The 9,676-nt window shown below is 63.2% G+C and carries 10 protein-coding genes; 3 read left to right on the top strand and 7 right to left on the bottom strand.

Features of this window, described 5'->3' with window-relative positions; translation table 11 throughout:
• Positions 1 to 598: 598 nt before the first annotated feature.
• From CKW24_RS22470 to arsC, 3 genes are read right to left on the bottom strand one after another with little or no spacing between them, the layout of a single operon-like run.
• On the bottom strand, positions 599 to 1,024 hold the full coding sequence (locus CKW24_RS22470) for a DUF2069 domain-containing protein (protein WP_095170362.1): 426 nt from the start codon (positions 1,022 to 1,024) through the stop codon (positions 599 to 601).
• Positions 1,017 to 1,640: an NAD(P)H:quinone oxidoreductase gene (gene wrbA, locus CKW24_RS22465; RefSeq protein WP_095170361.1), complete on the bottom strand. Its 624-nt coding sequence runs from the start codon at positions 1,638 to 1,640 to the stop codon at positions 1,017 to 1,019. Before wrbA ends, CKW24_RS22470 begins: the two co-directional genes overlap by 8 nt.
• Positions 1,637 to 1,990: an arsenate reductase (glutaredoxin) gene (gene arsC / locus CKW24_RS22460; RefSeq protein WP_095170360.1), complete on the bottom strand. Its 354-nt coding sequence runs from the start codon at positions 1,988 to 1,990 to the stop codon at positions 1,637 to 1,639. Before arsC ends, wrbA begins: the two co-directional genes overlap by 4 nt.
• A 116-nt stretch (positions 1,991 to 2,106) precedes the next feature.
• Here arsC and CKW24_RS22455 point away from each other — a divergent pair, with 116 nt between their 5' ends.
• Positions 2,107 to 2,574 carry a TlpA disulfide reductase family protein gene (locus CKW24_RS22455; protein ID WP_095170359.1) on the top strand — a complete coding sequence of 156 codons (468 nt, stop codon included), beginning with the start codon at positions 2,107 to 2,109 and terminating at the stop codon, positions 2,572 to 2,574.
• Positions 2,575 to 2,632: 58 nt separating this feature from the next.
• Here the strand turns inward: CKW24_RS22455 and CKW24_RS22450 are convergent, their stop codons facing one another.
• The 4 genes from CKW24_RS22450 to CKW24_RS22435 all read right to left on the bottom strand — a co-directional run bounded on the left by CKW24_RS22450 (position 2,633) and on the right by CKW24_RS22435 (position 7,364).
• Entirely contained in the window at positions 2,633 to 3,037 is a 405-nt protein-coding gene (locus tag CKW24_RS22450) for an META domain-containing protein (protein WP_095170358.1), read from the bottom strand.
• Positions 3,037 to 3,471: a hypothetical protein gene (locus CKW24_RS22445; RefSeq protein ID WP_095170357.1), complete on the bottom strand. Its 435-nt coding sequence runs from the start codon at positions 3,469 to 3,471 to the stop codon at positions 3,037 to 3,039. The genes CKW24_RS22450 and CKW24_RS22445 overlap by 1 nt, the downstream gene beginning before the upstream one ends.
• Positions 3,472 to 3,552: 81 nt before the next feature.
• On the bottom strand, positions 3,553 to 4,542 hold the full coding sequence (locus tag CKW24_RS22440; protein ID WP_095170356.1) for a 2-hydroxyacid dehydrogenase: 990 nt from the start codon (positions 4,540 to 4,542) through the stop codon (positions 3,553 to 3,555).
• 71 nt (positions 4,543 to 4,613) lie between these two features.
• A complete protein-coding gene (locus tag CKW24_RS22435) occupies positions 4,614 to 7,364 on the bottom strand; it encodes a response regulator (protein ID WP_095170355.1) in 2,751 nt (916 codons plus the stop codon).
• A 207-nt stretch (positions 7,365 to 7,571) separates the two neighbouring features.
• Here CKW24_RS22435 and CKW24_RS22430 point away from each other — a divergent pair, with 207 nt between their 5' ends.
• Both CKW24_RS22430 and CKW24_RS22425 read left to right on the top strand, forming a co-directional pair.
• Positions 7,572 to 8,294: a response regulator transcription factor gene (locus CKW24_RS22430; protein WP_095170354.1), complete on the top strand. Its 723-nt coding sequence runs from the start codon at positions 7,572 to 7,574 to the stop codon at positions 8,292 to 8,294.
• Positions 8,281 to 9,642, top strand: coding sequence for a sensor histidine kinase (locus tag CKW24_RS22425; protein ID WP_095170353.1), 1,362 nt, complete (start codon positions 8,281 to 8,283; stop codon positions 9,640 to 9,642). Before CKW24_RS22430 ends, CKW24_RS22425 begins: the two co-directional genes overlap by 14 nt.
• Positions 9,643 to 9,676 lie beyond the last annotated feature (34 nt).

Here is a 9,676-nt window from a genome sequence, read left to right as displayed (position 1 = left end):
GCCGCCACGCGCCATCCATGGCGCGGGGCGGCTAACCCGGCGTCCTGCCGGGTTACCCACGGCTTCAAGCCTGCGTTCGGCCAGCGTGGTTAACGGGGCGCCCAGGATCAAAAGCCAGAGCCAGAGCTAAAGCCAAAGCCAAAGCCAGATCAAAAGATTGCTGACTTCGTCAGCGTCTTAGGAAGTAGAAGCTACACCGCGCATGCCCTAGCGATCAGGTCGGCTCTAAGGCCGCCTCGCTTTGTTTTTGATCCTGGGCGCCCGTTAACCACGCTGGCCGGAGTCCGATATTGATTTGGGGGGTAAACCGGCAGGACGCCGGTTTAGCCGCACTGGGCCAGGGAGGGCCCATTGCGGCGGCCCCCCAAATCAATGTCGGAGTACGGGCATGCCGAGCCTAAGCGAGGCACCGAGTGGTGGGGTAAGAGCGTTTTGCTTACTTTTGCGCTTCTCAAAAGTGAGCCGCCGTCAGGCGGAACCATAGGAGGCCGTTACCGCAAGAATGGATATGTACTCGGTCTAATCCAACACCCCAGAGGCCCACAGGTGCAACGTCGCACCACAGTTGTGTAGATACCTATGCCGCGATGAGGCCCTGTCAGGCGGCGCAGGTTTCGCCTTCTCCCGCCAACTTGCGGTTGAGCTGGAAGCGCCAGCGCACATACAGCAAAGCCGAGCAGAACAGCGCCAGGCTGGCGCCCATTTCCAGCAGGCCGAACACCTGGCGATTGGGGTCGAAGGCGGCAATCGCGCCCTTGATGAAGTACAGGTTCACCACAAAGCACATCCATGAATGTCCGCGCGCACTGCCGCTGATCATCCCCGGCGCCAGCAACAGCAAGGGCACCAGCTCGATCAGCAGGATCACCCAGGGTCGTGCGCCGTGCAGGTCGGCAAACACCAGGTAGTAGGCGCAGAGCAGGCCGACCAGGGCGAAGAAGCACAGCAGGCTGGCGGTGCGGCTGATCCGCACGCGTGGCTCCAGCCACTCGATGGCCGGCAGGATCTTGGGCTTTTTAGCCACGGTGGTTCTCCATTGGCTGGACGCTGGCAAGTTGCTGTGCAGTTTTCGCCAGGCGCAGGCCCAGGGCCCGGCACAGCGCCACTTCATGTTCGTTCAAGCCGCTCTTGCCGTCGGCCCCGGCGTGATGGCTGGCGCCATAGGGCGTGCCGCCGCCACGGGTTTCCAGCAGGGCCGACTCGCTGTAGGGCAGGCCGGTGATCAGCATGCCGTGATGCAGCAAGGGCAACATCATCGACAACAGGGTGGTTTCCTGGCCGCCATGCAGGCTGGCAGTCGAGGTGAACACCCCGGCTGGCTTGCCCACCAGGGCGCCGGTCAGCCACAGGTTACTGGTACCGTCAAGAAAGTACTTGAGCGGTGCCGCCATGTTGCCGAAGCGGGTCGGGCTGCCGAGGGCCAGGCCCGAGCAGTGTTTCAGGTCGTCGAGGCTGGCATACAGCGGGCCTTCGTCGGGGATATCCGGCGACACGGCTTCGCATTCGCTGGAAATCGCTGGCACGGTGCGCAGGCGCGCTTCCATGCCGGACTGCTCAACGCCGCGGGCAATCTGCCGGGCCATTTCATTGGTCGAGCCATTGCGGCTGTAGTACAGGACCAGGATGTACGGCGCGCTCACGGCAGGATCTCCAGTACTTTTTCTGGCGGCCGGCCGATCACGGCCTGGTTGCCGACTTCGAGGATCGGGCGTTCCATCAGCTTGGGGTGGGCGGCGATGGCGGCGATCAGCTGTGCTTCGCTGAGGTTCCCATCGGCCAGGTTCAGGCTCTTGTATTCGTCTTCACCGGTGCGCAGCAATTGCCGGGCGCTGATTCCCAGTTTGCCCAGCAGGCCGTGCAACTGCTCGGCATTGAGCGGGGTTTCCAGGTAGCGCACCACGGTCGGCGTCAGGCCGCAGGCCTCCAGCAGTTCCAGCGCACCGCGGGATTTCGAGCAGCGCGGGTTGTGATAAAGCGTCAGATCGGTCATGAGCGGGTCGCATCTTGCGTAAGGTGGCGGCTATTCTACCTGTGCGGCGAGCAGTCCAGAACCTTCAGGGGCAATGGGTCGCAGCGCAATTTATTTATCGAGTAAGGATCAGCCCCATGACAAGGCGATTGAGCGCGGCATTGGCACTTTTCACCAGCCTGCTGCTGGCAGGCTGTGGTTACGACTACGGCACCGATCAGTTGGGCCAGAAGGTGGCCTCGGAGCGCCTGGACGGTAAATGGTTGGTGCTCAACTACTGGGCTGAGTGGTGTGGCCCCTGCCGGACCGAGATCCCTGAGCTCAACGCCCTGGCCGAACAGCTCAAGAGTCAGAAGATCAATGTCTTCGGGGTCAACTTCGACAACGTGCAGGGCGAGGAACTCAAGAGCGCCAGCAACAAACTGGGCATCGATTTTACCGTCCTGGCCCAGGATCCGGCCGAACGTTTTGAATTACCGCGCAGCGAAGCGCTGCCGGTGACCTACATCATCGACGACAAGGGCAAGGTGCGTGAGCAGTTGATGGGCGAGCAGACGGCGGCGGGGGTGATCGCCAAGTTGCAAGCGTTGCAAGCGAAGAACTGAAGCGGCGCTTGGTGTCACTTGATCGTTCCCACGGGGCGTGGGAACGATCATCGGCCGGTCAGCCTTCTTCCGGCCACCAGCGCAGGGGTTTGCCGGTGGCGGGCCAGAAGCGTACTTGCTCGATGGGCGAGATGTCCCAGCGTTGCACGGTTTCCAGCGCCTGCAGGAAGCGTCTTTCCTGCTCCATCAAGGCCGGTGCACACAGCTTGCGGGTGCTGCCGACTTTGCCGAAGCTCAGTTGGTTGCCGTCCAGGGTGTAGGGAGCGAACCAATGGTTGCAGCCACCGTTGCCGTAGGCCCGGCCGTCTTCACCCAGGGTGATGGTCAGGTGGCTGCTGTCGATCAGCGGACGCTCACCAATCCATTCCAGGATGTAGCTGCGCTCCTGTTGCAGTTTCATCGGCTCGGCCGCGCACCCCAACAAGCCCACAGCCGCCATCCCGGCCAGCACTAGGTGTTTCATCACGCGGGCTCCTGGCATTTCGGGCACAGGTGTTTCTCGCCAGCGGTGGTCCAGCCCAGTTCGGCGATCCGCGCGGTGGCGGCCAGTTTTTCGGCCTTGATACCGTGTGAGGTGTCGACCGCGAACTCGAACTTGAGCTCCTTGGCGCAGCTGTCGCAGTTGACCTGCCAGCTGTGGATCGCCAACTCCCCGAACACCGGACCGCTGGCCATGGCAACCCACTGGCCCATCGGCTTGAGCAGGTGACGCACATTCTCGACGGTCAGGCGCATGGACAAGTCCTTGCTGCCCTTGAGGGTGACCAGCAACACGTCGTCGGCGCGAATCGAGCCACCGTTGCCGGTGACTTGATAACGCCCCGGCGCGAGGGTGCGGCATTCGATCAGGGTGTGTTGCGGGTTCATCAGGCTATAGCGGAAATCGTGTTCGACCATGGGTCCTCCAAATATGGCCGATATGCTAGCACGCGAAACCCTCGCCCATGGCCCGTGGATGTGACCTTCGATCAGCCAATCTCAGCCTTCGACGCTGTTTTGCGGGGTACCTGCGGCCCACTCGGTAATGTTCTGCAACGTAGTCGCGGCAATGGCCGCCAGGGCCTCGCGGGTGAGGAACGCCTGGTGGGCGGTGATGATCACATTGGGAAAGGTCAGCAATCGCGCCAGGACGTCGTCCTGCAAGGGCAAGTCGGAGCGGTCCTCGAAGAACAGTTGGGCTTCTTCTTCATACACGTCCAGCCCCAGGTAGCCCAACTGTCCGCTTTTCAGGGCTTCGATCAGTGCCGGGGTGTCCACCAGGGCGCCGCGCCCGGTGTTGATCAACATGGCCCCGGGTTGCAGGTGCGCCAGTGACTGGCTGTTGATCAGGTGCTTGCTGTCGGCGGTCAGCGGGCAGTGCAGGCTGATGATTTGTGCCTCGGCGAGCAATTCAGCCAGGGGCAGGTAGCGTGCGCCGAGAGCTTGAACTTCAGGGTTGGGGTAGGGGTCGTAGGCCAGCAACTGGCAGCCGAAGCCAGCCATGATTTTGGCGAACGTAGCGCCAATCTGCCCGGTGCCGACGACTCCCACTGTCTTGCCGTACAGGTCAAAGCCGGTCAACCCGTGCAGGGTGAAGTCGCCTTCGCGAGTGCGGTTGTAGGCGCGGTGCAGGCGCCGGTTGAGCGCCAGGATCAGCGCCACCGCATGTTCGGCCACCGCATGGGGCGAGTAGGCTGGCACGCGGACCACGCTCAGGCCCAGGCGCTTGGCGGCCGCCAGGTCGACGTGGTTGTAGCCGGCCGAGCGCAGGGCGATCAAGCGGGTGCCGCCAGCCGCCAGGTGCTCCAGCACTGGCGCGCTGAGGTCGTCATTGATAAAGGCGCAGACCACCTCGAACCGCTCGGCCAGGGCCACGGTGTCCAGGCTCAGGCGTGCCGCCTGGAAGTGCAGCTCGATACTGGCGTTGGCCGGTGCGGCGAGAAAGCTGTCGCGGTCGTAGGTCTGACTGCTGAAGAGAATGGTGCGCATGCGGTCCTCCTGGAATCGACGGGCAAAAGGTTGAGTTTAATCCCTCGAGCGCCCGGCGCCATTGCCCTGGATCAGGCGCTGATCCGGGCTTGCAGGGCCAGGCGGTTGATCGCGCGTTCCAGTTCTTCCAGCGCGGCATGGGCCTTGGGGTCTTGCTGCTTGAGCAGGGTTTCACTGCGTTGGCAGGCCGCGCGCAACTGCGGTACCCCGCAATAACGCGTGGCGCCGTGCAAGCGGTGGACCCGCTCGATCAAGGCATTGTGGTCATGGCTCTGGCGGGCCACGCGAATCGCCTCGCGGTCAGCCTCCAAAGACGCCAGCAGCATTGCCAGCATGTCGGCGGCCAGGTCGGCCTTGCCAGCGGCCAGGCGCAGGCCTTCATCCGGGTCGAGTACCAGCAGGTCGCTGGTGCTGCCATAGGTGTCGGCGCGCTCCGGCGCATGATTGCGCAGCGCCAGTCCCGTCCACTTCAATACCACCTGCGCCAGTTGGCGCTCACTGATGGGCTTGGTCAGGTAATCGTCCATGCCGCTTTGCAGCAGCGCGCGTTTTTCGTTGGCCATGGCGTGCGCTGTGAGGGCGACGATCGGCAGCGGCGTGCAGTGCCGTTCACTTTCCCACTGGCGAATGGTTTCGGTGCTCTGGCGTCCGTCCATGCCGGGCATCTGTACATCCATCAGCACCAGGTCGAAGGTTTCGGTCTGCACGGCCTTGATCGCCGCGTAACCACTTTCCACCGCCAGGACCTTGGCCCCCATGTCTTCGAGCAGGGTTTGCACCAGCAACAGATTGGCCGGGTTGTCGTCCACACAGAGCACTTTGGGTGGACGGCTGGACAGCGGCTCGCCAGGTTCACTGCGCACCTGGCGTGGGGTGACCAGGTCGGACAAAGCCCGGCGCAATTTGCGGGTGCAGGCCGGCTTGGCCTGCAACTGGCTATGGGGGTTGGGCACCGAGAGGTGGAACAGCGTCTGTTCGGTGGTCGGGCACAGCACCAGCACCTTGCAGCCCAGGTGCTCGAGGTCCCAGATGTGCTGGTTGAGCCGCTCCGGAGGCATGTCGTTGGAGGTGATGCCCAGGACCGCCAGGTCGATCGCCTGCTCGGTCTGATGAGCAATGGTGACGCCGTTGGCCAGGCTTTCCAGGGTGTTGAACGGGGTGACTTCCAAGCCGCAGTCCTGCAATTGGTGCTGCAAGGCCTGGCGCGCCAGTTCGTGGTTTTCCAGGACTGCGACGCGACGTCCCAACAGTGGCGGGGCCGGTAGGTCCTCGATGTCGTCGCGAGTCTTGGGCAGGCTCAGGCTGATCCAGAATTCCGAGCCTTCGCCCGGGGTGCTGTCGACCCCGATCTCGCCACCCATCTGTTCGATCAGCCGCTTCGAGATCACCAGCCCCAGCCCCGTGCCGCCGGGCTGTCGGGACAAGGAGTTGTCGGCCTGGCTGAAGGCCTGGAACAGGGCTCGGACATCCTGGTTGGACAGGCCGATGCCGGTGTCCTGAATGCTGATGCGCAGTTGCACGCTGTCTTCGAACTCGTCTTCCAGCATGGCGCGGGCAACGATGGTGCCTTCGCGGGTGAACTTGATGGCGTTGCTCACCAGGTTGGTCAGGATCTGCTTGAGGCGCAGCGGATCCCCCACCAGCGACAGCGGCGTGTCGCGGTATACCAGGCTCACCAGTTCCAGCTGCTTGGCGTGAGCGGCGGGGGCGAGGATGGTCAGGGTGTCCTGCAGCAGGTCGCGCAGGTTGAACGGAATACTGTCGAGCACCAGCTTGCCGGCCTCGATTTTCGAGAAGTCGAGAATCTCGTTGATGATCCCCAACAGGCTGTCGGCGGACTTTTCGATGGTCCCCAGGTAATCCAGCTGGCGCGGCGTAAGTTCGCTCTTTTGCAGCAGGTGGGTAAAGCCGAGGATGCCGTTGAGCGGGGTGCGGATCTCGTGGCTCATGTTGGCGAGGAATTCGGATTTGATCCGGCTCGCTTCCAGGGCTTCCTTGCGCGCCAGGTCCAGCTCGATGTTCTGGATCTCGATGGTCTCCAGGTTCTGGCGCACGTCTTCGGTGGCCTGGTCGATACTGTGCTGCAATTCTTCCTGGGCATTTTGCAGGGTGCTGGCCATGCGGTTGATGCCCGAGGCCAGTTCATCCAGTTCCTGGCTGCCCAGCGGGGGCAGACGGGTTTCCAGGTGGCCGTCCTTGAGCTGGGCCACGGCCTGCTTGATGCTGTTGAGCGGGTTGTTGATGGTGCGCCCCATGCGCAGGGCGAGCAGGGCGGTGCAGATCAGCCCGCCGACAATCAGCAGCAGGCTGGCGAACAGGCTGCGATAACCGCGCAGCAACATACCGTTGTGGGACAGCTCCAGTTCGACCCAGCCCAGCAGGCGATCGGCTTCATCGGGGATCACTTCGCCGGCCAGGTTGCGGTGCTTGCCGAACACCGGCAGCAGGTAGCGGGTGGCATCGCTGCCGGAGCGGCGCAGCAGGTGCGAGTTGTCGCCGGTCGGTGCCGGGTTGAGCATCAAGGGGCCGGCGTGCGCCACAGGGCTGCGGTCAGGGGCGAGGAACGACACAGCGCGCACGTCCTGTTGTTCCAGCGACTGGGTGGCGATGCGTTCCAGCAACTCTTCGTTCTGATGGCCCATTGCTGGCGCCACCAGCGGCGCCAGTTGTTCGGCGATCATTTCTCCGCGCTTGAGCAGTTGGGTCTGCAGGTCGGACTGCTGCATCCAGGTGAAATAACCACCCAGGACCAGGGCCATCAGGCTGGTCGGCAGCAAGGTCAGCAGGAGCACGCGACCTTTGATCCCCATTTTCTTCAGCACGCCACTCTCCTGCTCTTACGTCGTTCATCGATCATCGATGCGCCTATCTGGCACGCAATACCTGCGCAGTGTAGCGATTTGCAGGCAGGCAATCTCGGCAAATTGCCCGGCACCGCCGACAGCTGCGTGACGTCGGGCAGCCGCGCGGGTTGCTCATGGCCGGGCAATCTTGAATAATCACTGATTGAGAATTACTTGCAGAAGCTAATGACTCCCGTACCTGTTGGCTCTCCCCGGATCCTGGCGATTGAAGACGACCTTGTGCTCGGCGCTTATGTGCATGAGCACCTGGGACGTTGTGGTTTCCAGGTCACCTGGTGCCAGAACGGCAAGGAAGGGCTGGCGCTGGCCCGTGCCCAGGCCTTCGACGTGGTGTTGATGGACATCCTGTTGCCCGGCATGGATGGCCTGGCGGTACTGACCGACCTGCGTACCAGTGACTCGACGCCCGTGCTGCTGATGTCCGCGCTGGGCGCGGAAGCGGATCGCATCAGCGGTTTTCGCCTGGGCGCCGACGACTACCTGCCCAAGCCGTTCAGCATGGCCGAATTGCGCGTGCGCATTGAAGCCATCCTGCGGCGGGTGGCCCTGGACCGCCGCCACGTGCCACCGACACTCAACACGGAAGCCCACAGCCTGCGGTTCGACGACGAACTGTGCGATGTGCATTTTGGCCAGCAGTGGGCTGGCCTGACCCGCAGTGAGTACCGGCTGCTGGAAACCCTGAACCGCAATGGCGACGAAGTCCTGAGCAAGGCCTTCCTTTACCAGCATGTATTGCAACGCGGCTACGCACCCCACGACCGCAGCCTGGACATGCACATCAGCCAGATCCGGCGCAAGCTCAAGGCCATCGGCTACAGCGAGCGCGAAGTGCGCACCGTGTGGGGCAAAGGTTACGTCTTGAGCGCCGTCGATGAAGTGGTCTGACCTCCCCGGCAAACATTCGCTGTTCTGGAAACTGGCGTGCCTGCTGGTTGCCTTCTGCCTGCTGATGATCTGGCTGAGCTGGTCCTGGGGCCGCTACATGGAAAAGCAGAACCAGTTTCTGTCCCACGAGGCCCGGGCTACCCTCTTGGGCTACGCCGCCGAGGCCGAGCAAGCCTGGCAACAGGGCCAGCGCGCCGGCGTTGATGCCTGGCTGCAGGGCATGGCTCAGCGTGAGAAAGGCTGGGTGGGGGTCATCAGTAATGAGCTGCAATCCTTGAGCAGCCATGAACTCACCGCTCCGGAAATCCAGCGTCTGACGTTTTTGCGTGACATGGAGTGGCCGATCCACGCCAAGCGGCTGCCCGGGCTGCGTATTCCCTTTCCCCAGGACTCGAGCGTTGGCAGCCTGGTGCTCGAATTGCCCAAGCGCTTCATGCCTGGGCGCTACCAAGTGTTCTGGCGGGTGATCACCAACGGGGTGATTCCCGGGCTGTTCACCCTGCTCCTGTGCGTGGGGCTGTACCGCTTGCTGGTGGTACCGCTGAACAATCTGCGCGAGCAGGCCAACGCCTGGCGGGCGGACCAGTTGAGCGTGCGCCTGTCGAGCCAGACCACCAATCGCAAGGATGAACTGGGTGAACTGGGGCGCGCCTTCGATCACATGTCCGAACGGCTGCAAAGCACGGTGGCGCTGCAACAGCAGTTGCTGCGTGACCTGTCCCATGAACTGCGCACCCCGCTGAGTCGCCTGCGAGTGGCCAGCGAAAGCGAACAGGACCTGGCGCAACTGCGTGACCGCATCGGCCGTGAAGTCGATGGCATGCAGCGCCTGGTCGAAGACACTCTGCAACTGGCCTGGCTCGATACCGAGCGTGCGCCCCTGCCGGACGAGGCAATCCAGGTGCAGGCGCTGTGGGAAATGCTCACGGAAAACGCCTGCTACGAAAGTGCCTGGCCCAGTACCCAACTGCAATGCGCGGTCGACGCCGAGTGTTGGGTGCGCGGCAACCTCAACACCTTGGCCCAGGCCCTGGAAAACATTCTGCGCAACGCCATCCGGCATTCCCCCGAGGGCGCCTGCGTACGCCTCGACGGTCGCCGTGACGGCGAGTTCTGGCACCTTTGGCTGGAGGATCAGGGCGATGGGGTGGCGGAGGCCGACCTGGAACGGATCTTCCTGCCCTTCACCCGCCTCGACGGCTCGCGCCCGGGCAATGGCGGTTTCGGGTTGGGCTTGAGCATTGCCAGGAATGCCGTGCAACGCCAGGGCGGGCAGTTGTGGGCGCAGAACACCGGCGGGGGATTGTGCCTGCACCTGCGCCTGCTGGCTCATCCCTCTGCCGTCTGATCGGGCGCGCGGCAGCGCAGTAGCTGCTTATAGC

The sequence above is a fragment of the Pseudomonas sp. Irchel 3H3 genome, assembly GCF_900187635.1.
Taxonomy (GTDB): domain Bacteria; phylum Pseudomonadota; class Gammaproteobacteria; order Pseudomonadales; family Pseudomonadaceae; genus Aquipseudomonas.
The sequence above is the reverse complement of the archived record's forward strand: the minus strand, read 5'-3'. Positions and strand labels throughout refer to the sequence as shown.

Coding starts and splice junctions, on each gene's coding strand:
- arsC (WP_095170360.1), bottom strand. CDS start 1,990: ATGACCGATCTGACGCTTTATCACAACCCGCGCTGCTCGAAATCCCGC.
- CKW24_RS22455 (WP_095170359.1), top strand. CDS start 2,107: ATGACAAGGCGATTGAGCGCGGCATTGGCACTTTTCACCAGCCTGCTG.
- CKW24_RS22450 (WP_095170358.1), bottom strand. CDS start 3,037: ATGAAACACCTAGTGCTGGCCGGGATGGCGGCTGTGGGCTTGTTGGGG.
- CKW24_RS22445 (WP_095170357.1), bottom strand. CDS start 3,471: ATGGTCGAACACGATTTCCGCTATAGCCTGATGAACCCGCAACACACC.
- CKW24_RS22440 (WP_095170356.1), bottom strand. CDS start 4,542: ATGCGCACCATTCTCTTCAGCAGTCAGACCTACGACCGCGACAGCTTT.
- CKW24_RS22430 (WP_095170354.1), top strand. CDS start 7,572: ATGACTCCCGTACCTGTTGGCTCTCCCCGGATCCTGGCGATTGAAGAC.
- CKW24_RS22425 (WP_095170353.1), top strand. CDS start 8,281: ATGAAGTGGTCTGACCTCCCCGGCAAACATTCGCTGTTCTGGAAACTG.